Origin of the sequence: Ruegeria sp. ANG-R (genome assembly GCF_000813985.1) — a bacterium.
Lineage (GTDB): Bacteria > Pseudomonadota > Alphaproteobacteria > Rhodobacterales > Rhodobacteraceae > Ruegeria.
In genome coordinates this window covers 1,143,571-1,166,266 of sequence record NZ_JWLJ01000001.1, presented here as the reverse complement: position 1 = coordinate 1,166,266, position 22,696 = coordinate 1,143,571, and the positions used below count along the sequence as shown (strand labels likewise).

Annotated in this window: 21 protein-coding genes and 1 tRNA gene; 7 read left to right on the top strand and 15 right to left on the bottom strand. The window is 58.6% G+C overall.

From position 1 onward, the window contains the following. The first annotated feature begins 92 nt into the window (after window positions 1-92). The gene (locus tag RA27_RS05785; RefSeq protein WP_052265181.1) at window positions 93-1,181 is read left to right on the top strand and encodes a PA0069 family radical SAM protein; all 1,089 of its coding nucleotides are present in this window, start codon (window positions 93-95) and stop codon (window positions 1,179-1,181) included. Between the two features lie 10 nt (window positions 1,182-1,191). Here the strand turns inward: RA27_RS05785 and RA27_RS05780 are convergent, their stop codons facing one another. From RA27_RS05780 to gltX, 3 genes are all read right to left on the bottom strand, one after another. Further along, window positions 1,192-2,136: an autotransporter domain-containing protein gene (locus tag RA27_RS05780; protein WP_039535746.1), complete on the bottom strand. Its 945-nt coding sequence runs from the start codon at window positions 2,134-2,136 to the stop codon at window positions 1,192-1,194. 174 nt (window positions 2,137-2,310) lie between these two features. Further along, on the bottom strand, window positions 2,311-3,606 hold the full coding sequence (gene gltA, locus RA27_RS05775; RefSeq protein WP_039535744.1) for a citrate synthase: 1,296 nt from the start codon (window positions 3,604-3,606) through the stop codon (window positions 2,311-2,313). Window positions 3,607-3,720: 114 nt separating this feature from the next. Then, window positions 3,721-5,127, bottom strand: a complete 1,407-nt coding sequence (gene gltX / locus RA27_RS05770; RefSeq protein WP_039535742.1) for a glutamate--tRNA ligase — start codon at window positions 5,125-5,127, stop codon at window positions 3,721-3,723. Between the two features lie 78 nt (window positions 5,128-5,205). Between gltX and RA27_RS05765 the strand changes: the two genes are divergently transcribed. After that, window positions 5,206-7,233: a ComEC/Rec2 family competence protein gene (locus RA27_RS05765; RefSeq protein WP_039535740.1), complete on the top strand. Its 2,028-nt coding sequence runs from the start codon at window positions 5,206-5,208 to the stop codon at window positions 7,231-7,233. On the opposite strand, the gene lexA is transcribed toward RA27_RS05765, so the two are convergent. Genes lexA through RA27_RS05735 form a run of 6 tightly spaced genes read right to left on the bottom strand, consistent with a single transcriptional unit; the run spans window position 7,227 to window position 12,044 of the window. Next, a complete protein-coding gene (lexA, locus tag RA27_RS05760; RefSeq protein ID WP_039537045.1) occupies window positions 7,227-7,925 on the bottom strand; it encodes a transcriptional repressor LexA in 699 nt (232 codons plus the stop codon). The two genes, RA27_RS05765 and lexA, sit on opposite strands and share 7 nt — an antisense overlap. Window positions 7,926-7,983: 58 nt before the next feature. Further along, window positions 7,984-9,168, bottom strand: coding sequence for a gephyrin-like molybdotransferase Glp (gene glp, locus RA27_RS05755; protein ID WP_039535738.1), 1,185 nt, complete (start codon window positions 9,166-9,168; stop codon window positions 7,984-7,986). Then, window positions 9,165-9,638 carry a cyclic pyranopterin monophosphate synthase MoaC gene (gene moaC / locus RA27_RS05750; RefSeq protein ID WP_039535736.1) on the bottom strand — a complete coding sequence of 158 codons (474 nt, stop codon included), beginning with the start codon at window positions 9,636-9,638 and terminating at the stop codon, window positions 9,165-9,167. The genes glp and moaC overlap by 4 nt, the downstream gene beginning before the upstream one ends. Further along, window positions 9,638-10,450 (bottom strand): indole-3-glycerol phosphate synthase TrpC, encoded by an 813-nt coding sequence (gene trpC / locus RA27_RS05745; RefSeq protein ID WP_039535735.1) that lies wholly within the window; start codon window positions 10,448-10,450, stop codon window positions 9,638-9,640. Before trpC ends, moaC begins: the two co-directional genes overlap by 1 nt. Next, complete coding sequence (gene trpD / locus RA27_RS05740; protein WP_039535733.1) at window positions 10,447-11,466, bottom strand: anthranilate phosphoribosyltransferase; 1,020 nt, start codon at window positions 11,464-11,466, stop codon at window positions 10,447-10,449. The genes trpC and trpD overlap by 4 nt, the downstream gene beginning before the upstream one ends. After that, a complete protein-coding gene (locus RA27_RS05735; protein WP_039535731.1) occupies window positions 11,463-12,044 on the bottom strand; it encodes an aminodeoxychorismate/anthranilate synthase component II in 582 nt (193 codons plus the stop codon). The genes trpD and RA27_RS05735 overlap by 4 nt, the downstream gene beginning before the upstream one ends. A 200-nt stretch (window positions 12,045-12,244) precedes the next feature. On the opposite strand from RA27_RS05735, the gene RA27_RS05730 reads away from it, so the two are divergent. Beyond that, window positions 12,245-13,717 carry a divergent polysaccharide deacetylase family protein gene (locus RA27_RS05730; RefSeq protein ID WP_039537042.1) on the top strand — a complete coding sequence of 491 codons (1,473 nt, stop codon included), beginning with the start codon at window positions 12,245-12,247 and terminating at the stop codon, window positions 13,715-13,717. A 35-nt stretch (window positions 13,718-13,752) separates the two neighbouring features. On the opposite strand, the gene trpE is transcribed toward RA27_RS05730, so the two are convergent. From trpE to fabI, 5 genes are all read right to left on the bottom strand, one after another. Then, window positions 13,753-15,264: an anthranilate synthase component I gene (trpE, locus tag RA27_RS05725; protein WP_039535729.1), complete on the bottom strand. Its 1,512-nt coding sequence runs from the start codon at window positions 15,262-15,264 to the stop codon at window positions 13,753-13,755. 12 nt (window positions 15,265-15,276) lie between these two features. Then, window positions 15,277-17,118: a SurA N-terminal domain-containing protein gene (locus tag RA27_RS05720; RefSeq protein WP_039535727.1), complete on the bottom strand. Its 1,842-nt coding sequence runs from the start codon at window positions 17,116-17,118 to the stop codon at window positions 15,277-15,279. Window positions 17,119-17,199: 81 nt separating this feature from the next. Continuing rightward, a complete protein-coding gene (locus tag RA27_RS05715; protein ID WP_039535725.1) occupies window positions 17,200-18,375 on the bottom strand; it encodes an aminotransferase in 1,176 nt (391 codons plus the stop codon). Window positions 18,376-18,415: 40 nt separating this feature from the next. Beyond that, a complete protein-coding gene (gpt, locus tag RA27_RS05710) occupies window positions 18,416-18,925 on the bottom strand; it encodes a xanthine phosphoribosyltransferase (protein ID WP_039535723.1) in 510 nt (169 codons plus the stop codon). Window positions 18,926-18,932: 7 nt separating this feature from the next. Then, on the bottom strand, window positions 18,933-19,739 hold the full coding sequence (gene fabI, locus RA27_RS05705) for an enoyl-ACP reductase FabI (RefSeq protein WP_039537039.1): 807 nt from the start codon (window positions 19,737-19,739) through the stop codon (window positions 18,933-18,935). Window positions 19,740-19,873: 134 nt separating this feature from the next. Between fabI and pdxH the strand changes: the two genes are divergently transcribed. The 4 genes from pdxH (at window position 19,874) to RA27_RS05685 (ending at window position 21,723) form a co-directional block, all read left to right on the top strand. Further along, window positions 19,874-20,479 (top strand): pyridoxamine 5'-phosphate oxidase, encoded by a 606-nt coding sequence (gene pdxH, locus RA27_RS05700; protein ID WP_039537036.1) that lies wholly within the window; start codon window positions 19,874-19,876, stop codon window positions 20,477-20,479. A 121-nt stretch (window positions 20,480-20,600) separates the two neighbouring features. Beyond that, window positions 20,601-21,128, top strand: a complete 528-nt coding sequence (locus RA27_RS05695; protein WP_039535721.1) for a cold shock domain-containing protein — start codon at window positions 20,601-20,603, stop codon at window positions 21,126-21,128. Between the two features lie 7 nt (window positions 21,129-21,135). Continuing rightward, window positions 21,136-21,603: a DUF192 domain-containing protein gene (locus RA27_RS05690; protein ID WP_039535719.1), complete on the top strand. Its 468-nt coding sequence runs from the start codon at window positions 21,136-21,138 to the stop codon at window positions 21,601-21,603. Window positions 21,604-21,646: 43 nt separating this feature from the next. Beyond that, window positions 21,647-21,723: transfer RNA gene (locus RA27_RS05685), tRNA-Pro, on the top strand. A 9-nt stretch (window positions 21,724-21,732) separates the two neighbouring features. Here the strand turns inward: RA27_RS05685 and RA27_RS05680 are convergent. Continuing rightward, window positions 21,733-22,185, bottom strand: a complete 453-nt coding sequence (locus RA27_RS05680) for a hypothetical protein (protein ID WP_241484007.1) — start codon at window positions 22,183-22,185, stop codon at window positions 21,733-21,735. Window positions 22,186-22,696: the final 511 nt, after the last annotated feature.

The following is a 22,696-nucleotide window of genomic DNA, read 5'->3' as shown; positions in this document are numbered from 1 at the left end:
GTCAACCGTTTTCGGGGGTTGGATGAATTGGCGCATTTCTCGGGTCGGGTGCGGAGCTTGTCAGCGGAATGAGTTTAGACTACACCTGAGCCATGGGAACATATAGCGAACATTTGCCCGTTTGTGTGAAGCATCCGGGGCGCGGGGCAGCCTCGAATATAGCGGGTCGATTCGAGCGGTTCACGACCGAACTGACCGAGGATGGCTGGGATGTTTCCGATGATCTGCCGCCTCTGCGAACTGAGGTTCGGGACGAATTCGCCCGCAGTCTGATCACGTACAACAAATCCCCTGATCTGCCGTTTGACCGCTCGATCAACCCGTATCGGGGTTGTGAACATGGGTGTGTTTATTGCTTTGCTCGACCGACCCATGCCTATCTCGGTTTGTCACCGGGTTTGGATTTCGAAACGCGTCTCATCGCGCGCCCGAATGCCGGTGACATATTGCGGCACGAACTGTCCGCCCGGTCGTACAAAGTGGCCGCTATTGCATTGGGTACGAACACCGACCCGTATCAGCCGATTGAGAAAAGCCGTGAAATAACAAGGGACTGTTTGCAGGTTCTAAGCGAGTTTCAGCATCCCGTGGCCATCGTGACGAAGGGCGCGTTGATTGAGCGCGATCTGGACATACTGGCGCCGATGGCTCGGAAGGGCCTGGTACGTGTCGGTATATCTCTTACGACGTTGGACGCCGACTTGTCGCGCCGGATGGAACCGCGCGCACCATCTCCGCAACGCCGGTTGCGCATGATCCGAAAGCTCTCGGAAGAAGGTGTGCCCGTGCGGGTGATGACGTCGCCAATTGTCCCCGGTCTCACCGATCACGAGCTTGAGCATCTGTTGGAGGCGGGAAAACAGGCGGGTGCCGATGCGGCGAGCTGGATCATGTTGCGTTTACCGCGTGAGGTGTCCGAATTGTGGCGGGGCTGGTTGGCTGAGCATGAGGCGGGCAGGGCACAGAAGATCATGGCCCGGCTGCGCGATATGCATGGAGGCAAGGAATACGATCCACGTTGGGGACACCGAATGCGTGGCGAAGGGGTCTATGCCGAAATGATAGCGCAACGGTTCGCTGCTGCCGTTAAGCGCTTTGGGCTGGCGACGCACGCACCTCCGCTCCGCTGTGATCTGTTCGCCCGTCCGCCGCAGGCGGGCGATCAGTTGACCTTGTTTTGACGCTATCCGCTCAAAAGCTGATACCGATCCCTGCGGTAAACCCATTTACAGTATCACTGCCATAGTACCGCACCATCAGCCGGGTCGTGGTGACCCAGGGGACCCAGGTATCGGACAGATCAACCTCGATCCCGCCGCCGACGCGGGCCAGCCAGTCCGTACCCAGTACCAGGGACTGATCCCCGATCAGATAAGACAGAGAGAGATCGCCAACCCAGCGGACCGGACGTCCGAACATGCGTTTGCCGGTTGGAAAACGGTACCGTGACCACAGAACCGCGTTGGCAGCGGTTGACTCGACCAGAAGATCCTCATTGTCGCCAATGGGCCAGTATTCGATATGTGTGTAGCGCAGGCTTGCTTCAAATTCACGATCATTGGACAACGGTTTTTCGTAGGAGACCGTCATGGAGCCACCAGCTCCACCCGCCCAAATACCGCCGCTTTCCAGAAAGTCCCGATCAAGCCCCAACCGGTTGGCGATAGCCTGTGCCCCGACCGATGCATCGGTCTGAGTGCGCCCAATCGAGATATGGGCCATCGGTGTCAGCTTCCATTGTTCGCCAATGTCGAACTGATAGCCGACGCCTCCGGTGACAGCGAGGCTGGTCCATTTCAGCGGTATGCGGGTCGTCGCACCGGTTCCACTGAAAGTCAGAACGGGATCGTATCGCGCATAGCCAATGTACCCCTCAAGATATATTGGAACACCTTCGGCAAGGCGAAAGCCGCCGCCCAATTGGGCTGATTTGAAATCGTAATCCCGATTGTCGGTGTTTGATTGCAATGAAATGGCGCTGGCGGAATCGTCGGGGATACCCGCCAACCCCAATATTGCGAGCGACCCGGCAGCGTTTTCTCGCTGTTGCTTTTCAAAGGCATCTTCAAGCAAACTTTGTGCAGATGCTGTCTGAGCAAGCAGCAACAATGGCAAGAACAATATGGAGAAACGCATGAGGACCAGAAAACCATTCGCGGGTCCGGCAACACTAAGCTGAACGGAGCATCGCGGAAAGAAAGATCAACCCGATAGTTTGCGATTGGTTCAGAACGGTTTCATTTTGGTAACGCTTATAAACAAGAAAGACCCCGATAAACGGGGCCTTTCTGTAGACTTCCGACGGTGGTGTCAGCGGTTCTCGATATCGACGTAGTCGCGGCTTGTCGCACCCAGATACAACTGACGCGGACGGCCGATCTTGTTCTGTGGATCGGCAATCATTTCCTTCCACTGGCTGACCCAGCCAACCGTGCGAGACAATGCGAAGATCGGGGTAAACATCGAGGTCGGGAAGCCCATCGCCTCCATCACGATGCCCGAATAGAAGTCGACGTTCGGGAACAGTTTCTTCTCGATGAAGTAGGGATCTTCCAGCGCCTGCTTTTCAAGTGCCTTGGCGACCTGCAGCTTGGGATTGTCTTCGATACCAAGCAGGTCAAGAACTTCGTCCGCAGACTGCTTCATCACAGTCGCGCGCGGGTCGAAGTTCTTGTAGACCCGGTGGCCAAAGCCCATCAGGCGGAAGGGATCGTCTTTGTCCTTCGCGCGCTCGATGAATTCGGGAATCCGATCCACGCTGCCGATCTCTTCCAGCATTTCAAGGCAGGCCTGATTGGCGCCGCCATGTGCCGGACCCCAGAGACACGCGATACCGGCCGCAATACAGGCAAACGGATTCGCACCAGACGAAGACGCCAGGCGAACCGTCGATGTCGAGGCGTTCTGTTCATGATCGGCCTGCAGCATGAAGATTCGGTCCATGGCGCGGGCCAGAATCGGGTTCACCTCGTAGTCTTCTGCGGGAACCGCAAAGCACATGCGCAGGAAGTTTGACGCATAGTCCAGATCATTGCGCGGATACACAAAGGGCTGACCGATGTGGTATTTATAGGCCCAGGCCGCGATGGTCGGCATCTTTGCGATCAGGCGATGCGAGGCGATCTCGCGCTGGCGTGGGTCTGCAACGTCGGTCGAATCGTGATAGAACGCCGACATCGCACCAACGACGCCCACCATGATGGCCATGGGGTGCGCGTCCCGGCGGAAGCCGCGATAGAAATACTGCATCTGCTCGTGCAGCATCGTGTGGCGGGTGATTGTGGTCTCGAAGTTTTCCAGATCCCGTGCGGATGGCAGTTCACCATAAAGTAGCAAGTAGCTGAGCTCGAGAAAGTGAGATTTCGATGCGATCTGCTCGATCGGATAACCGCGGTGCAACAATTCGCCTTTGTCGCCATCGATGAAGGTGATGGTGCTGTCACAGCTCGCGGTCGAGGTGAAGCCCGGGTCATATGTGAAAACCCCAGCCTGACCATAGAGCTTGCGAATGTCGATCACATCGGGCCCCGCGGTCGGAGAAAACACCGGCAGATCATAGCTTTCACCATGGACAGTCAGGGTGGCTGTTTTTTGGCTCTCGGTCATGTTTATCCCTTCTTCATTCGTGCACATGCCGGATCGCTGTCCGGCAAAGCAGGCAACGACTGCGTTCCGTCGCGCAGTCCGTTCTTAGCGGAGCAGCGTTACCCTAATGTGAAATCAGGTTGGGTTCGCTGCATCAGAAAGCCGCGCCAGGGTTTCATCCCGCCCCAGCACAAGCATCATGTCAAATACCGAAGGTGTCACTGCCCGGCCTGCCAGCGCCGCCCGCAGCGGACCGGCCAGTTTGCCGAACTTAACCCCGTTCGCCTCTGCGAACGAATTCAGGGTCTCCTCCAGTTCGTTCCGGGACCAGCTAGCATTTTGCAGCTGCGGCGTCAATTCTTTCAGTATACCGTCGGATACAGAGGCAAGGGCTTTTGCGGCCTTGTCATCTGGTTGAACGGGGCGTGACGTCAACACAAATGTAGCTTTTTCAAGTAGTTCCGGGAAGGTGCGTGCGCGATCCTTGAGGCAATACATCGCACGGATGAGATCACTCGATTGTGTGTCAGTCAGTGGTGGCAGACCCGCTGCCGACAAATAACCCTGAATCTCATGCTGCAACGCAGCATTTTCCCCTACGGCAATATGCTGACCGCAAAGGTTTTCCAGCTTCTTTACATCAAATCGCGCCGGGCTTTTGCCGATGCCATCCAGGTCGAACCACTCTTTGGCTTGGGCATCAGTAAAGAACTCATCATCCCCATGGCTCCAGCCCAGCCGAGCCAGATAGTTGCGCATCCCCGCCGCCGGATAACCCATGGCCTGATATTCCTGAGCACCCAACGCTCCGTGGCGCTTGCTGAGCTTCTTGCCATCCGGACCATGGATTAGCGGGATATGCGCCCAGACCGGCACGTCCCAACCCATCGCCTCGTATATCATCATCTGGCGGGCCGCATTGTTCAGATGATCGTCGCCCCGGATCACATGCGTCACGCCCATATCGTGGTCATCAACCACAACGGCCAGCATATAGACCGGGGTACCATCCGAACGCAGCAGGATCATATCATCCAGCTGATCGTTGCGAATGGTCACATCTCCCTGCACCTGATCGCGGATGATGGTCGTGCCATCCTGAGGGCTCTTGATCCGGATCACAAATGGCAGGTCAGGGTGGGTTGCCGGATCGGCGTCCCGCCACGGGCTTTGAAACAAGGTCGATTTCCCTTCGGCCCGCGCTTGCTCGCGGAACGCCGCGATCTCATCCTGGGTCGAGAAGCACTTATATGCTTTGCCTTCAGCCAGAAGTTGCTGCGCGACCTCAGCGTGCCGGGCTGCGCCTTCGAACTGGCTGATCACATCGCCATCGTGATCCAGCCCCAGCCACTCCATGCCCTGCAGAATTGCAGCGGTCGCTTCCGGCGTCGAACGTTCCCGGTCCGTATCCTCAATCCGGAGCAGGAATTTGCCTCCGCGACCTCTTGCATAAAGCCAGTTGAACAATGCGGTACGGGCGCCACCGATATGCAGAAATCCGGTGGGAGAGGGGGCAAAGCGGGTGACGACCTGATCGGACATTGTGTGGATTAACCTTTTGGTAACCTTAGCGGGCATAGTTTGGCGACTATCTACCCAGCCCGAAGGACGGGGGCAACCATGCGTGTTCTGACACGGGTCGAGACCGCGTTGCTGACCCAGCGGGGTCATCTGTTTCCGTGGTCTCCGGTCTGTCTTGCGGTCGGGATCGGCTGGTACTTCGGCCTCAGGTTCGAACCCAAAGCTGATTTGTATGGCGGGGTTTTGGCATTTGCGCTGCTTGCAATTGCCTGCACCCGCTGGCTGCGCGTTGCGTGGCGACCGCTGGCGATCGGGATGGCTCTGATTGCCGCGGGTTTCCTGCTTGCGGGGGGCCGGGCTCATATGGTTGCAGAGCCGGTTCTGCAATGGCGCTTTTACGGCCCGGTCGAGGGGAGGGTCGTAGCGTTGGACCGCTCTGCGTCGGATGCGCTGCGGGTGACTTTGGATCAGGTTCGGATTGGGGACGTTCCTGCTGATCAGAGGCCGCGGCGCATCCGGCTGTCGTTGCATGGCGATACCGTGGCTCTGTCTCCGGGGCAGAGAATTATGACAACCGCCCATCTGTCACCACCCCAGGGTCCTGTTGAACCCGGAGGGTTCGATTTTCGCCGTCATGCGTGGTTCCAACAACTCGGCGCAGTCGGTTACACCCGGGTTCCGGTTTTGACTGTCGCGCCCGCTCGGGACGGGCGCGAGGGCGTCCGTATTACGGCCTGGCGCATGGCAATCGCGAACCGGGTGCGCGCGATTTTACCTGGCGAGGTCGGAGGCTTTGCTGCCGCCGTCACCACCGGTGACCGCAGCGGGATGGGGCAGGCGTCGCTGGAGATGTTGCGCGCATCCAATCTGGCGCATCTTCTGGCCATTTCCGGGTTGCATATGGGATTGCTGACAGGGTTTGTCTTTGTCGCGTGCCGGATCGGGCTGTCGATGCTTCCGGCCGTGGCCTTACGTCTGCCGGTGCGCAAACTGGCCGCAATCTGCGCCCTCGTCGCTGCGACAATCTATCTGCTTCTGTCTGGCGGCAACGTCGCGACCGAGCGCGCCTTTGTCATGGTCTGTGTCATGCTGGGTGCAGTGTTACTGGATCGCCGCGCGATTTCGTTGCGGGCCGTCGCGGTTGCGGCGTTAATCGTGCTGGTACTGCGCCCCGAAACCCTGTTGAGCCCGGGGTTCCAAATGTCTTTTGCGGCAACAACGGCGCTTGTGGCGGCGTTTGGTGGCTTGCGCGACCATGGCCCTATGCCGGCCCCGAAATGGATGCGGCCCGTGTTGGCTTTGCTGCTCTCGTCGGCCATTGCCGGGATCGCGACAGCGCCGATCGGGGCGGCACATTTCAACACAATGTCGCATTACGGATTATTGGCTAATCTGCTCTCTGTGCCCGTGATGGGGACGGTGGTGGTTCCGTCGGCGGTCGTTGCCGCACTTCTGGCACCTTTCGGGCTCGAATCGCTGCCTTTGCATGTGATGGGCGCGGGGCTTAGATGGATACTTGCAGTTGCACGTTGGGTTTCAGGGCTGAACGGTGCGCAGGGGTATGTGGTGAGCCCGGCGGATTTTGTATTGCCTGTTCTGGCGATGTCTTTTCTCTGGTTGGTTCTGTGGCAGGGCCGCGCAAGGTGGCTTGGTGTCGTTCCGGCAATCGCGGCGATCGCGATGTGGGGGCAGGGACAGCGCCCTGATGCGCTGATCGCCGAGAGCGGCGGGCTTGTAGGTGTGATGACCGAACAGGGCCGGGCCTTGAGCAAACGCAAGGGCAGCGGCTTTGTCGCGTCAGTCTGGCTGGAGAATGACGGTGACGGCGCGGATCAGCCAAAGGCAGCGCAGCGTTGGCCTGATGCATCCGGTGGAATCCAGCGCTATCTGGTGGGCGACAAGGAGTTTGTTCACCTTACGGGTAAACGGGTTGCGCAGGGATTTGCCGAATGCGGACCGAACCAGATCATCATCGCATCGGTATCGCTGCCTCTGACGGGAGAGTGCAGTGTGTATGACCCCGATATACTGCAGAAAACAGGCAGCCTGGCCTTTTCCAAAGGGCGTTTGCTCAGCAGTTCCGAAGTTTCTGGTCGCCGCCTGTGGTCACCGAGACCCCGTCAGTAGCTTCGGATCAGACCAACGAGGCGACCCTGAACTTTCACCTTGTCCTCAGGCAACACACGGGTTTCATAGGCCGGGTTGGCAGCTTCAAGCGCGATGGCCTGACCACGGCGGAAGAACCGCTTCAATGTGGCTTCCTGATCTTCGACAAGCGCGACCACAATGTCACCGTTATCGGCTGCCGTGGTTTCACGGATCACCACCACATCACCATCATTGATGCCGGCTTCGATCATAGAATCCCCCCGCACCTCAAGCGCATAGTGATCCCCGCTGCCCGATACCATCGATCCAGGCACCGCGACGTGGTGCGAGACATGGCTGATCGCTTCGATCGGCACACCGGCGGCAATCCGGCCCATTACGGGAAGTTCCAGCGCGTCAATGGTCACGGGTTCGAAATTGGCAGGTCGTGGTCCTTCGGGCCGGTCGCCTTCGATCACCCGAGGTTTGAATCCCGCGGTGGGTTCGCCACCCAGGCTTTCCGGCAGCTTCACAATTTCAATCGCACGAGCTCGATGGGCGAGGCGACGGATAAATCCACGTTCCTCCAAAGCGGTGATCAGGCGATGAATGCCCGACTTGGACCGTAAATCCAGTGCCGCCTTCATTTCGTCGAAACTTGGCGGAACACCGTCCGCCTGCACGCGTTTGTGGATGAATTCCAGCAAATCCAATTGCTTCTTGGTCAGCATCGCTCGCACCTCGCTGCTCATGCGTTTTCTTTTGTTCTACGCATGTTCACGTTTTGTGTCAACGGATTTGCTGGATTGGCAGGTAGGTGACCTCATCTCCAACTGTGCGTGCGGGATCGTGCGGTTGCCGTACCAGCAACGCATTTGCCTGTGCTAAAACGCTGAGAAGCGAGCTGTCCTGATCTTCACAGGCGCGAATGCCGGTATGATCCAGAACCGCGCGCATATAGTGCTCGCGCGGGCCATTCTTGGCGAGAGGTGCGGAGAGTATCGCTTGTTGGAGCGGCGCGACGGCGTGATCCATTCCCAGCATATGGCGCACCATGGGAACCAGAAACAGATAGCCGCAAACCATGGCGCTGACCGGGTTGCCCGGCAGGCCAACCATTGCGGCATCGCCGAGGCGCCCAGCCATCAAGGGTTTTCCGGGACGCATACGGATCTTGTAGAATGATCGTTCTAACCCAAGGCCGTCCGAGACATCGGCGACCAGATCGTATTCGCCGACCGATGCCCCTCCGATCGTCACAACAAGGTCTGCCCCCTGCGCCAAACCGAAGCCGGTTTCCAGCGAGGCGACAGTGTCCTGTGCGATTGGAAGAATGCGCACATGTGCGCCGCATTCTTCGAGCAATGCCTTAAGGCCAAAGGTATTCGACGCGATAATCTGATCCGGGCCCGGTGTCTCGCCGGGCATCACCAGTTCGTTACCGGTCGAAATCAGGGCGATCACCGGTTTGCGGGTTACAGGAACCGAGGCGATGTTCATCGCTGCCATCAGCGCGATATCCTCGGGCCGGATCTGGCGAGGTGCCGTAATCCGTGTCCCGGTTCTGAAATCGATACCGGCGGGGCGGATATTATTCTTGGAACCGGGGGCATCGGTGATGGTGATCAGATCGCCGCGCCTGTCGACATCTTCCTGTATGACGACGAAATCCGCACCATCTGGTACAGGTGCGCCAGTAAATATCCGCACGGCTTGGCCAGGACCGACCGTCCCGCCGAAGCGATGACCCGCCGCTGCTTCGCCCACCACCTTGAACATGGCGTGTAATTCGACCTCGGTCGCCTTGACGGCATAGCCATCCATCGAGGAGGCCGCAAAAGGTGGTTGATCGCGGGTTGCGGCAACGTTGTCAGCCAGTATCCGGCCCGCTGCCCCGGAAAGGCGAACCGTCTCTGCGGGCAGAGGTGAAACCAGATCAAACAGGAGGGACCGCGCCTCTTCAACGGTGATCATGACGACTCGTAACGACCTGATTTCCCACCGTCTTTCAGGAGAACGCGAATGCCGCCGATCTCCATCGCCTTGTCCACGGCTTTGGTCATGTCATAAACCGTCAATGCCGCCGTCGAGACCGCAGTCAGGGCCTCCATCTCCACGCCGGTCTGGCCAGAAGTCTTGACGGTTGCCTCGATCCGCACGCCGGGAAGATCAGGGTCCAGAGTCAGCTCGACCGCAACTTTGGTCACGGGCAGAGGATGGCAAAGCGGTATCAGATCCGGTGTTTTCTTGGCGCCCATGATACCGGCGAGGCGCGCCACGCCCAGAACGTCGCCTTTCTTGGCGCGACCTTCGGAAATGATATCAAAGGTTTCTCGTGCCATCCTGATGTGACCCGCTGCCACCGCGACCCTGTCGGTGACGGCTTTGCCGGACACATCCACCATATGGGCCTGACCCTTGGCATCGAAATGAGTCAGCGACATCACATCACCCCGGGAATCAGCGGGTTGGCCAACAGAGTACGCGTGGCAGTGGCAACATCTTCCTGTCGCATCAGGCTTTCACCGATCAGAAAACACCGCGCACCATAACGGGCGATGTCCGCCAGATCAGCAGGTGTGCTCAGGCCGCTTTCGCAGACGATCGTCCGGTCCGCCGGGACCAGCTTCGACAGGTGGCGTGTCGTATCGAGAGTGGTTTCGAAAGTCTTGAGATTTCGGTTGTTTATTCCGATCAGCGGGCTTTTCAACTGTGTCGCACGCTCGAGTTCATCAGCGTCGTGAACCTCGATCAGGACATCCATGCCCCAGTCAAAGGCGGTCTGCTCCAGCTCGGCGGCCTGTGCATCGCTGACTGACGCCATGATGATCAGGATACAGTCGGCGCCCAATGCGCGGGCCTCGACAACCTGATACGGGTCGTACATGAAATCCTTGCGCAACGCGGGCAGCGAGCAGGCGGCGCGTGCTTCGGTCAGATAGGATTTGTCTCCCTGAAAACTGGGCGTATCGGTCAGGACCGACAGGCAGGCCGCGCCGCCGGCCTCATAAGCCTGGGCAAGGGCGGGCGGATCGAAATCGGCCCGGATCAGACCTTTGGAGGGGCTCGCCTTTTTGACCTCGGCAATCAGGCCATACCCCAAGCGCATCGCTTCATGCAGAGCGTCGGAAAAGCCGCGTATTTCGGGCGCGTTCCGTGCCTCGGATTCCAATGTTTCCAGAGATTTATGCTCTTTGTCCGAAGCAACTTCTTCAAGCTTGTAGGCTTTGATCCTGTCCAGAACGGTCTCGGTCATGCGGCTTCCTGTGTAATGCGCGCCAAGGCGGTGATTTTGTCTCTGGCTTTGCCGCTGTCGATGCTTTCGGCGGCCATTGCGACCCCCTCATGCAGATCGTCCGCCGCGTCCGCCACGACCAGGGCGGCGGCCGAGTTCAGCAAGACCGCATCACGGTAGGCGGACGGGACCCCATCCAGCAAAGCGCGGAATGCGACGGCGTTCTCTTCGGGCGTACCGCCGATGATATCCTCGAACGGATGAACAGGCAGACCTGCATCTTCGGGATGAAGCTCGACTTCTTTCAGAACCCCATCTTCGACCGACGCGACCCAACTGACCCCGGTGATCGTGAGCTCATCCGTGCCGTCCGAGCCATGCACCAGCCAGGCGTGCTCGGCCCCAAGCAGATCCAGGGTTTCCGCCATCGGGCGGATCAGATCGCGGCTGAACGCGCCGGTAAGCTGCCGTTTCACCCCGGCAGGGTTGGTCAGCGGGCCCAGAATGTTGAAAATCGTTCGTGTCCCAAGTTCTTGCCGCGAGGGCATGACATGTGCAATCGCCGGATGGTGCATCGGGGCCATCATGAACCCGATGCCGACCTCTTGCAGCGCTTTTTCAACCACGTCCGACCCAACCATCACGTTGATGCCAAGCTGTCCCAGCGCATCAGCCGCACCGGATTTCGAACTTAGATTGCGGTTGCCGTGCTTGGCAACCGTGACACCGGCACCCGCCGTAACGAACGCTGTGGCGGTCGAGATGTTCAGAGTACCCTTGCCGTCGCCCCCTGTGCCAACGATATCAATCGCGCCTGCAGGAGCCTTTACCGCATTGCACTTCGCGCGCATCACGGCTGCGGCCGCCGCATATTCATCTACCGTCTCGCCCCGGGTGCGCATTGCCATCAACAGCCCGCCGATCTGGCTGGGCGTCGCTGCACCGTCGAAGAGGATTCCAAAGGCCTGTCCAGCCTCGGCACGGGTCAGGGGCCGGTCAGCTGCAGCGCCGATCAGCGGTTTCAATGCGTCGCTCATGCGGGGACTTTCATTTCATTCAGGAAGTTCTTGAGCAGGGCATGGCCGTGCTCGGACGCGATGGATTCGGGATGGAACTGGACACCGTGGATCGGCAGTTCTTTGTGTTGCAGGCCCATGATGGTGCCATCCTCCAACTCGGCCGTTATTTCCAGACAGCCGGGCAGGGTGTCGCGATCCACGACCAGAGAGTGGTATCGCGTCGCCTCGAAGGGCGAGGGCAGGCCAGCGAACACTCCTTTTCCGGTGTGATTCATGGTGCCCATTTTCCCGTGCACGATTTCATGGCAACGCACGACCTTGCCGCCAAACGCCTGACCAATGGTCTGGTGGCCTAGGCAGACGCCCATCAGCGGTGTTTGCGTCTCGGCGGCGGCTTCGGTCAAAGCCAGGCAGATACCGGCCTGATCCGGATCGCAGGGGCCGGGGCTCAGCAATATTCCTGCCGGATTCATCGCCATCGCTTCCTGCACATCCAGCGCATCGTTCCGGCGCACGACCATCTCGGCGCCCAGTTCGCCCAGATAGTGGACGAGATTGTAGGTAAACGAGTCATAGTTGTCGATCAGCAGCAGCATTTGGGCACTTATCTTCCTATGGGCATTTCAGGCTGGCGATGCCGCCCCTGAGCGCGGTATAATGTCGGGACATACATGCTCAGGCTTGTGCGGCAGCGTCAAGAGGACATACCCAACTTGGCATTCGCGCACAGGTGAGCGCCGCAGAAGATGGCGTACTGACGGTTGAGGCGGGAAGCAAAGCGAAAGGTAAGACTTCGATGAGCGGATTTTTCGGTGGACTGATCGCCGGGGCGGTCGCTGTACTGGCATTGGGCGTGGTACTGTCCCTGACCACTCCTTTGTCCAGAAAGCCTGAAGTCGCTGCAGCGGCGCCGGAAGTGGCTGAAGCGCCCGCGCCTGTAGAGGCAGCGCAGGTGGATGAAACCGGCATCGATGCCGATCTGGTGGAATTGCCGCCATCTGGTCCTGAAAGTCCCGAGGTTTCATCGGATTCGCTGGATAGCCTGGCCGATATTGAACTTGATCCCGGCACGCGCCCCGAGGCGGGTGAAACACCTTCCGAAACCAATGCGCCGGCAAGTATATCAGCGCCTGCCGTGACTGTTCAAACAGATGCGCCCGCGGCACCGCCCGCTCCGTCTGCCGCGCCGGAAGCGCCGCAGCAGGATGTCGAACCGGCGGTCGTTGCAGATGCGCCATTGCCGCCGGAACCCGAAGAAACCCCAGAACCACAAGTGGCAGAAGAGGCGCCCGAGGAGCAAGCCCCTCAGGTCGCCGCCCTGCAGCCCGAGGCTGATCAGGCTCCAGATGTTGAATCGGCGGCGCCGCAGGATGAAAACGTACCTGATAAGAGCCCGATCGCGGTTGAAGGCGAAGAGGATACGCGCCCCGTTCGCCAGCCACGCGTTTTGACACTGCCACAGATTGGCGGGAACGAATCCTCGAGCTCGGGAACACTGATCGGCAAGCGTGTCGTGCCACTGACCGACAGGGACGACCCGCCTGCCGAGCAGCTCGAACTGGAAACTGCAGCAGTGGCGAAGCCGATCGAAGAACATGCGGCCACCTTCGCAAACCCCGAATCCAAGCCATTGATGTCGATTATTCTGATTGACGATGAAGGCGCGTTCGGAGCCGAAGCCCTGCAGGACTTCCCGTATCCGCTGAGCTTTGCCGTCAGCCCCTCGGACCCGGACGCCGCCGAGAAGATGGCGCGCCACCGCGAGGCCGGGTTCGAGGTATTGGCCCTGATCGACATGCATGAAGCCGCCAGTGCGCAGGACGCCGAGGTGTCGTTATCGGTCTGGCTGGATCAACTGCCCCACACCGTCGGCATTCTCGAAGGTGTCGGAACCGGTATTCAGGGCAACAGGAAGCTGGCTGATCAGATTGCTGCGATTGCAGGGGACACCGGGCGCGGATTGGTTACGCAGGATAACGGTCTGAACACCGTGCAAAAGCTGGCCGCACGCAACGGGGTTCCGTCCAGCGTCGTGTTCCGCGACTTTGATGGTGCGAAACAGGACCCCAAGATCATGCGGCGCTTTCTGGATCAGGCGGCATTCCGGGCCGGTCAGGAAGGCGCGGTCGTGATGCTGGGCCGTCTGCGCCCCGAGACGATCTCGGCCCTGTTGCTGTGGGGGCTCGAGGATCGCGGAAGCCGCGTTGCAATGGCGCCGATTTCAGCGGTGATGATGAACGAAGTTGAGCAGGATGATTCAGGCTCCTGAGTTGTGAATGGCGGCACTGAGCAGCCGCCGTCCGCTCAACTGTTTCCGCTTCCGGTAAATCGAGCCGCGTCGGCCGCTGCGCGACGGATGGCGTTCGATTTGTGGACGGTCTCCATATATTCGGCCTCGGGGTCGCTGTCATAGACGACGCCACCACCTGCTTGAATATATAGCTTGTGGTCTTTCACGATAGCCGTGCGCAAGGCGATACACATATCCATGTCGCCACCCGCGCTGAAGTACCCGACGCCGCCACCATAGATCCCACGTTTTTCTGGCTCGAGCTCATCGATAATCTCCATCGCGCGCACTTTCGGCGCACCCGAAACTGTACCAGCGGGCATTCCGGCAAAGAACGCATCCAGTGAGTCTTTGTCCTCGGCTAGTTCACCAACCACGTTTGACACGATGTGCATAACGTGGCTGTAGCGTTCGATGATGAATTCCTCAGTCGGGCGCACGGTGCCGATCTTTGACACACGACCGGTATCGTTGCGACCCAGATCGAGAAGCATCAGGTGCTCGGCCAGCTCTTTCTTGTCGGACAGCAGATCGGCCTCATTTGCCTTGTCTTCTTCCGGCGTTGCACCACGAGGACGCGTGCCGGCGATAGGACGTATGGTAACTTCGTTGCCGAAGACACGCACGAGAATCTCGGGGCTGGCTCCAACAACCTGAAAACCGCCAAAGTTAAAGTAGAACATGAAGGGCGAAGGATTGGTGCGCCGCAGCGAGCGATACAAGGCAAAAGGTGGCTGCGGGAAATCCTGTGTCCAACGTTGGGCCGGGACGACCTGAAAGATGTCACCCGCGCGGATGTATTCCTTGGCCTTCTCGACGGCCTCCATGTAGCCGGACTTGGTGAAATTCGACACCGGAGCCCCGACTTCGATTGCGTCACCCAGATCCCGTGTCTCGGCAGGCATGGCGCGTTCCAGATCACGCACCGCGTCCATGACGCGTTCCGCCGCCTGAGCATAAGCTGCCTTGGCGGACTGGCCCTCGCTGACCCACGCGGGCGAAACGACGGTGACCTCGCCTTTGACGCCGTCCAGCACAGCGATGACCGAAGGGCGCAACATGATCGCATCCGGCAGGCCCAAAGGGTCCGGGTTAACGTCGGGCAGGTACTCCACCAGCCGGACCATGTCATAGCCCAGATAGCCGAATAGCCCGGCAGCAGCTTGTGGCAGATCATCCGGCAATGCGATGCGGCTTTCGGCCAATAAGGCGCGCAGATTGTCCATCGGGTTGCCATCTTGCGTTTGGAACGCTTCGGCATCGAACCGGGCCGACCGGTTGAGAGCCGAAGCTTCGCCATGACACCGCCAGATCAGATCGGGCTTCATGCCGATGATGGAATAGCGTCCGCGCACCTCGCCGCCGGTCACCGACTCGAGCATGAAAGCGTCTTTCTGTGCCCCTGTCAGCTTGAGCATCAGAGATACAGGCGTATCCAGATCGGCGGCAAGCCGGGTGTAGACAACCTGATTCTCGCCCGCATCATACGCACGGGCGAAGGTCTCGAAATCCGGGGTCAGGGCCATGTGCGGTCTCTTTTAATAGCTTGCCCGCACTGCGTTCAGCGCTTGCTGATCCAGCACAGGGCGTGCGCGTGTCTGGGCGTCGCGCACAAAGATATCGAAGATGTTCTGTGCCAATGCCTGATTAAGCTGGGCGGCGAGCGCATCCTGCATCTGACGCTGTTCGTCGGTTTCCGCCGGAGGAAGTTCTTCGTCCAGACGCACGATCAGGGCCGTACCGTTTCCGGGAATAACGCGCAGCTCACCCGGTTCCATTTCAAACACCTGAGTCATGAAATCCGCCGGAACATCGTCAAGGAATGCCGTGCGGGTCAGTGCGTTTTCAACACGGAATGGCAGGCCCGTTGCGGCGAAATCACCATCGGTAGCCAGTTGCGTCAGCACGGTATTGGCCTGATTTTGCAGTGCTTTGCCGGTTTCAGCCTGAATCCATGCCTCTGCGACGCGCGGGCGCGCAGTTTCCAGCGGCTCGGGGCGCGGCGGTAATACTTCATTCAGGCGCAACGCAAAGATCGAACCGTCTTCGAGGAACGCAACCTCGGGGAAATCACTTTCCTGCACAGCTTCGGCAGCCGAGCGGAAACCATCATACGCAGCGACGCCATCGTCGCTTTGCTGGGTCCAGTCGATATTGCCCAGCTCCATTTCGGTTTCGTTGGCCAGTTCTTCTAGCGTGGCACCACCTGCCAGCATATCGTTGATGTCTTCGGCCTGCGCTTCGATCATGCGACGGGCACGTTCTGCGGCCAGTTCCTCGCGCAGTTCCGCCTCGGCATCTTCGAAACTGATATTGTTCTCGGCGAGCGATCCGTTGATCCGAAACAGCGCAGGGCCGAACACCGTGGGAAGAGGGCCGACAACATCGTCGATCTCTGCCGCGAATACGGTGTCGGCGGCATCGCCCAAGTCTTCACGAGTGACGTCGCCAAGATCAACATCGCTCAGTTCAAGCTGCCTGTCGCGGACCAGCTGTTCGAAATCTGCGCCGCCGACTTCCAACTGGGCCAGTGCTTCGGTTGCGGCGTCTTCGCTGGGATAGGGCAGGCGCTCGACCAGACGGCGTTCGGGCTGGAAGTACTGCTCGGCGCGCTGATCATAGAGACGGTGCAGCGCATCCTCGTCAATTTCCACCGTGTCGACCAGCATTTCGGGCGACAGAATAGCGTAGGTCAGTTGCTTGGTGCGGGGCAGGGTGAAAAGATCGGCGTTCTCGTCATAGAAAGCCTGAATCTGAGCGTCCGTCGGTTCTGCCACGGGCGTCTCCAACGCATCGGCAGACAGGGTCGCGACGGTAAAGCTGCGGCGCGCCAACACATAATTCGCCAGTGCTTCGGTCAGTGTGCGCGGCATCTCGACCCCGCCCATGACTGCGCCCTGCACGATCGTGCGGGCGGATTCTTTGCGCAGGTCCGATTCGAACTCGGTGTCGGTCATGCCAACCTGATCGAGTTGAAAGCGATAGGCTTCGCGGTCGAAATTGCCGTTCACACCCTGAAACGCGGGAATCTGGACGATCTCGCTCTGCAGGTTTTCGTCACCGATCGAAATACCAAGCTGCCCCACCTCATTGTCGAGCGCGGCCAGCGCGATCAGGCGCGACAGGGCAAGTTGGTCGAGACCAAGGTCATGCGCCTGAGAAATCTGCATCGGTTGACCGGTCTGCGCTTCGACCGCGCGGATTTCGCGCTGCAATTCACGGAAATACGCGTCGACCGAAACGCTTTCATCGCCGACTTCGGCCACGGTGCGCAACTCACCCATCAGACTGGTCGAGCCGAACCCGGCAAGGCCCAGCATCAGAAGACCCATGAGAATCCAGACAAAGGTTTTGGATAGGTTTTTCATGCCTGCGGCCATGGTGCCCTCTTGGTTTTGTCGGCAGGTGTCTGCCCTGTCGGTTGCGGCACTGAATACGATGCGCGCAGCCGAGGGGCAAGCTTAGAAGGACAGGGCCTGCAATCGGTCGAACAATTGCGCGATTCCCGCGCGGTCGAGATTGGCAAATGCGATGCGAACCTGTTGTTTTCCGGCAGGTTCATCTGCCGGCATGAACATGGTGCCCGGCAACAGCAGGATACCTGCTTGGGGCACCAACCGCCGCGCCAGCTCGTCCGATGCGACGCCAAAGGGATGTTCAAGATAGGCGAAGTAGGCACCCAGCCCGAGCAAGCGCCAGCCCCTGCGCTCAAGACGTGGCATTTCCTCGGCAATGGCGGCCCGCCGGTCGAGAATCTCATCCCGTTCGCCTGAAACCCATTGCGAGAGATTCTGCATCCCCCACAACGCGGCAAACTGGCCGATCTGGCCGGGGCAGATTGCGACGGTGTCCAGAAACTTCTCAATCTCGGCCAACAGCGGATTTCCGGCCGCAATCGCACCCACGCGGTGCCCGGTCAGACGGTAGGCTTTCGAGAACGAATAGAGATGCACGAACGTGGTGTCCCAATCCGGCTGCTGGAACAAGTCGTGAGGCGCGCCGGACCGACTGTCGAAGTCGCGATAGGTTTCGTCGACCAGAAGACGAATCCCCGTCTCCCGTGCGAGATCGTAGAACCTGCGAACAAGGTCCGAGGGGTATTCTACCCCTCCGGGATTGTTCGGAGTAACCAGGGCAATAGCCCGCGTGTTCTCAGTGATGAGGGCCCGCGCCTTGTCCGGTTCGGGCAGCAGATCATCGCCCGTTGGTAGATCGACGGTTTTGACGCCGGCCATATCCAACCACATCTTATGATTGAAATACCAAGGGGTTGGCAGGATCACCTCATCACCCTGATCGGTAATTGCCGAGATCGCGGCCGAGAAAGCCTGATTGCAGCCCGAGGTGATTGCGACCTGATCAGCGGACAGATTCGCGGAGTAATGCCCATTGATCTGAGTTGCGAGTTCTGAGCGCAGGTCGTCATTGCCCAGAACCGGCCCGTAAAGATGCGCGCTGTCCTGAGCTACCGCGAAATCAGCCATTGCCTGCCGCAGTGCAAGCGGCGGCGGATCGACCGGAGCCGCCTGACTGACATTGATCAGCGGGCGGTCGGCGGCAAATTCAACCCCGTCGAGCCACCGCCGCGCCTCCATTACCGGAGGGGCAAAGGTGGCGGCGGTGCGGGTCATTTTCATGGTGTTTCCGTAGTTTTAGCGCTCAAGCGAGATGACTTGATCAATCGGTGCCCCGATAGGGTTCCACATATTGCAGGGCCATGTCCCACGGGAAGAATATCCAGGTATCCTGACTGACCTCGGTGATGAAGGTATCGACCATCGGGCGGCCCTTGGGCTTGGCGTACACGGTGGCGAAATGCGCTTTGGGATACATCTCGCGCACCAGTTCCAGCGTTTTGCCGCTGTCGACAAGATCGTCGATAATCAGGATACCGGTTCCATCGCCCATCAAATCGGCGTTGGGGGCTTTGAGGACCTCGGCCTCTCCCTGAGACTGATGGTGATAGGATCTTACGCTGACTGTATCGACCGTGCGGATATCCAATTCGCGGCTGACGATCATCGCAGGCGCCATGCCGCCACGGGTGATGGCCACAACCGCGCGCCAGGCACCGTCATCGGGCCCTTGTCCGTCCAGACGCCAGGCCAGCGCACGAGAATCGCGGTGGATTTGATCCCAGCTGATGTGAAAGCCTTTTTCGTGGGGCAGGCGGTCCTTGGCGCTCATGATTCTATTATCCTTTTTCAACGTCCGGCGCATCGACGGCCTTCATGCCGACGATGTGATAGCCTGAATCCACGTGCAGATTCTCACCGGTCACGCCGCTGCTGAGGTCAGACAGCAGATAAAGCGCCGATTTGCCCACATCATCGATGGTCACATTCCGGCGCAGGGGCGAGTTATACTCGTTCCACTTCATGATATAGCGGAAATCGCCGATGCCGCTGGCCGCAAGCGTCTTGATCGGACCGGCCGAGATCGAATTGACGCGGATGCCGTCTTTGCCGAGGTCCTCAGCCAGATATTTGACTGACGCCTCAAGTGCTGCCTTGGCGACGCCCATTACATTGTAATGGGGCATGACCTGTTCCGCACCGTAGTAGGTAAGCGTAATCGCGCTGCCGCCTTCGTTCATCATCTTCTCCGCGCGCTGCATAACGGCGGTGAAAGAATAGACCGAAACATCCATGGTCAGATTGAAATTCGCGCGGGAAGTGTCAACATAGCGCCCGCGCAGTTCGTTCTTGTCCGAGAAACCAATCGCGTGAACAACGAAGTCCAACTTGCCCCATTTCTGTTCAAGAGCACTGAACAGACTGTCTATTGAGTCTTCATCACTGACATCGCAAGGCAGGACAATTTCACTGCCCAATTGCGCAGCCAGCGGATCGACGCGTTTTTTCAGCGCGTCCCCCTGATAGGAAAAGGCCAGCTCGGCCCCGGCGTCGGACAAGGCGCGGGCGATCCCCCATGCGATTGATTTGTCATTGGCCAGTCCCATGATGAGGCCGCGTTTTCCGGCCATCAACTGATTTGACATCTTCCGTTCTCCGCCTGTCGTCGCGTTGTGTTCGGTTGGTTTATGCCATTGATTGTCCTGCTTCAAGGCCATGCGCTCTTGCCCGCAGCGGGTTCTCGCCTTAGGGTCGTGTTAATTATTTCCAGGGGATGGAAATGAACGAGCATAATGGCATCTTTGCCGGGGCTGATCCGTTTGAAATCGCGGTTCGGTGGCTGGCGGAGGCGGAAAAGACTGAACCTAACGACCCTAACGCGATTGCTTTGGCGACCGTGGACCCGGACGGCTTGCCAAATGCCCGGATGGTTCTGCTGAAGGACATCGAAAAAGACGCATTTGTCTTTTATACGAATTATCACAGTGCCAAGGCTCAGGAATTGGACAGTGCCCACAAAGCCGCCTTTGTGATGCACTGGAAATCTTTGCGGCGCCAAATCCGAGTTCGTGGTATAATCACCAAAGAGGATGGGCCGCAGGCGGACGAATACTATGCCTCGCGTTCGCTCAAAAGCCGTTTGGGCGCTTGGGCGTCGCGCCAGTCGCAACCTCTGGAGAGCCGCGCGTCCCTGATGGCCGAGGTGGCCAAGGTGACCGCAAAGCTGGGTACCAACCCGCCTCGCCCTGAATTCTGGGGGGGGTACCGGGTGTCGCCTGTCGAAGTCGAATTCTGGGCCGATGGTGCCTTCAGGTTGCATGACAGGTTTCAGTGGAAACGGCACAGTGCTGATTCCGACTGGCAAGTGCAGAGGTTGAATCCATGACGTTCGCGTATCGTGAAATGCAAGTGATTGCTGTTAAAAGGTTTTTTCAGCTTGAATTTGCGGACCAATACCATAAACAACAAACCCTTAACGACCTGCCTATCATCGTAATGGGAAAACAGTGCCAGAAGATCTGAACAGCATGTATCGCGTCCGTGGACACGTTAAATGGTTCGATCCCGCGAAGGGATACGGATTTGTTGTGTCCGACGAAGGCGGCCCGGACATTCTGTTGCATGTCAACGTGCTGCGGAATTTCGGGCAAAGCTCGGTCGCGGATGGCGCCGGCATCGAGATCATGACGCACAAGACCGACCGCGGCGTTCAGGCGGTCGAGGTGATCAGTGTTGATCCGCCGGTTCGTGCCGAAACGATGATGCTGGCAGACTTTGCCGAACTCGATCCCGAGATTATCGGTAGCGCTCCGCTTGAGGCGGCCCGTGTGAAGTGGTTCGACAAGGGCAAGGGCTTTGGCTTTGCCAATGTCTTCGGCAGCAACGAAGATGTATTTCTGCATATCGAGGTTCTGCGCCGCTCGGGTCTGGCCGATCTGCAGCCAGGCGAGGCGTTGGCCATGCGGGTGATCGACGGAAAGCGCGGACGGATGGCCGCGCAGGTTCTGGCCTGGGAAGCAGCCCTGAACAGCTAGGTTCCGAATGATGAAAACAGCTTTGGCACTGGTGATCCTGACAGTTCTGTTCAGCGGGGTCGCACAGGCTGAATGCCGCCCTGACCGTGTCGAACTCCGTAACGACCTGGCACAGATTCGTTTCGATGTTGAATTGGCCGTGACCCCTCAGGAACGATCACGCGGTTTGATGTTTCGCGAAAGTCTGCCCAGCCGATCCGGGATGCTGTTCATTTTCGATCCCCCGCAACCCGTGTCGTTCTGGATGAAGAATACCCTGATTCCGCTCGACATCATCTTTCTGGATCGCACCGGCACGGTGACTCGCGTGCATAAAGGCGCGATACCGGGTGATCTGAGCGCGATCGAGGGGGGAAATTCGGTCTATGCCGTTCTGGAGATCAACGCCGGACTGGCCGAGCGCTACGCCATTCGGCCTGGGTCACAGATGCGCCATGAAATTTTTTCGCAAGGTCCCGCAATTTGGCCCTGTTAGGCCTTTTCAAATCAGATCGGCACGTTTAGGAAGGCGCACGGTCCGGGGCGTGGCGCAGTCTGGTAGCGCACCTGTTTTGGGTACAGGGGGTCGTAGGTTCGAATCCTGCCGCCCCGACCACTTCTTCTCTTACACCGGCGTTCCTCCGTATTTGGTGTAGAGTCTAGAAAAAACCCTGTCTAATTCTTCGCTTTCGATTGGTATCCGCAGCGTATCGCCGCTTTTCTGCGGGACCAGAAAGAACATGTCTGCATCCACGCGGTATCCCGCCTGATTCTTGGTCGAACTCAGGCGAGTCACAATTTGCGGCAGGTTTTGAGGATATCCGTCAAAACTGAGAATCAGATAGGCCGTTGCCTCGGGGGGCAGGGTCTCTCGGCATTCAAAGCTGCCGGTCGCCGTCTTGACGTATTTGTCGCCGGGTCCTGCGCAATCGGTTTTGAAGGAACTAAACAGATTCTGCGGATATCCGGTGAATTGAGCGCTGCGAGAGGCCGGTGGGGTCTCCTGTGATGTGCAGGACACGATAAAAGCCAGAACAGATACCAGAGAAAACAAACGCATGTTGAATAGGATTCCCATCAGGAAAAATCGCCTCAGTTCATTTATGACATGCGCTGCGTCGTCGTGACGATGATTCTCTGAAAACATCCCTAACGTCAGGCTGCTTGATCAACTGCCCCTAACTGTGGCGGAACGATACGAAAAATCACACTACGGGATTTTGTGCCCGTAGCGCTCTGGCCCGGAACAGGCCTGTGGAGGAATCGTGATCTGGCGGAAATCCGCCGGTCGAGCGGAATAGGTCAAGCTAAAAGATTTCACAAATGGCGGAAAAAGGGCGTTGACCTGATATGGGAATATACGCCAGATTGTATGGGCCGAAAGACGAGCCACTAAATCTGGTAGATAATGACCAGAAAACGGCATCGTACGAGGGACGGATAGCAAACCAGTATGACGTGAACCCGATTAGGGTTCTGCGCGGCTAAAGGCGGCGCCCGGTCTTTTGCGTCTGTATTTCGCGGCAATGCGGGCGGCACCCCGCTACACAAGATTTGGTGCCGGGGTCGAAAATTTTGGACAGAGTGAA

What these genes read in the sequence shown, in the direction of transcription:
- RA27_RS05765 (WP_039535740.1), top strand. Translation starts at nt 5,206, where the DNA reads ATGCGTGTTCTGACACGGGTCGAGACCGCGTTGCTGACCCAGCGGGGT.
- fabI (WP_039537039.1), bottom strand. Translation starts at nt 19,739, where the DNA reads ATGTCAAATCAGTTGATGGCCGGAAAACGCGGCCTCATCATGGGACTG.
- gltX (WP_039535742.1), bottom strand. Translation starts at nt 5,127, where the DNA reads ATGTCCGATCAGGTCGTCACCCGCTTTGCCCCCTCTCCCACCGGATTT.
- trpE (WP_039535729.1), bottom strand. Translation starts at nt 15,264, where the DNA reads ATGGCCCTGACCCCGGATTTCGAGACCTTCGCCCGTGCGTATGATGCG.
- RA27_RS05780 (WP_039535746.1), bottom strand. Translation starts at nt 2,136, where the DNA reads ATGCGTTTCTCCATATTGTTCTTGCCATTGTTGCTGCTTGCTCAGACA.
- RA27_RS05680 (WP_241484007.1), bottom strand. Translation starts at nt 22,185, where the DNA reads ATGGGAATCCTATTCAACATGCGTTTGTTTTCTCTGGTATCTGTTCTG.
- moaC (WP_039535736.1), bottom strand. Translation starts at nt 9,638, where the DNA reads ATGTCGCTGACTCATTTCGATGCCAAGGGTCAGGCCCATATGGTGGAT.
- gltA (WP_039535744.1), bottom strand. Translation starts at nt 3,606, where the DNA reads ATGACCGAGAGCCAAAAAACAGCCACCCTGACTGTCCATGGTGAAAGC.
- gpt (WP_039535723.1), bottom strand. Translation starts at nt 18,925, where the DNA reads ATGAGCGCCAAGGACCGCCTGCCCCACGAAAAAGGCTTTCACATCAGC.
- RA27_RS05720 (WP_039535727.1), bottom strand. Translation starts at nt 17,118, where the DNA reads ATGGCCGCAGGCATGAAAAACCTATCCAAAACCTTTGTCTGGATTCTC.
- pdxH (WP_039537036.1), top strand. Translation starts at nt 19,874, where the DNA reads ATGAACGAGCATAATGGCATCTTTGCCGGGGCTGATCCGTTTGAAATC.
- trpC (WP_039535735.1), bottom strand. Translation starts at nt 10,450, where the DNA reads ATGACCGAGACCGTTCTGGACAGGATCAAAGCCTACAAGCTTGAAGAA.
- lexA (WP_039537045.1), bottom strand. Translation starts at nt 7,925, where the DNA reads ATGCTGACCAAGAAGCAATTGGATTTGCTGGAATTCATCCACAAACGC.
- glp (WP_039535738.1), bottom strand. Translation starts at nt 9,168, where the DNA reads ATGATCACCGTTGAAGAGGCGCGGTCCCTCCTGTTTGATCTGGTTTCA.
- RA27_RS05690 (WP_039535719.1), top strand. Translation starts at nt 21,136, where the DNA reads ATGATGAAAACAGCTTTGGCACTGGTGATCCTGACAGTTCTGTTCAGC.
- RA27_RS05735 (WP_039535731.1), bottom strand. Translation starts at nt 12,044, where the DNA reads ATGCTGCTGCTGATCGACAACTATGACTCGTTTACCTACAATCTCGTC.
- RA27_RS05715 (WP_039535725.1), bottom strand. Translation starts at nt 18,375, where the DNA reads ATGAAAATGACCCGCACCGCCGCCACCTTTGCCCCTCCGGTAATGGAG.
- trpD (WP_039535733.1), bottom strand. Translation starts at nt 11,466, where the DNA reads ATGAGCGACGCATTGAAACCGCTGATCGGCGCTGCAGCTGACCGGCCC.
- RA27_RS05730 (WP_039537042.1), top strand. Translation starts at nt 12,245, where the DNA reads ATGAGCGGATTTTTCGGTGGACTGATCGCCGGGGCGGTCGCTGTACTG.
- RA27_RS05785 (WP_052265181.1), top strand. Translation starts at nt 93, where the DNA reads ATGGGAACATATAGCGAACATTTGCCCGTTTGTGTGAAGCATCCGGGG.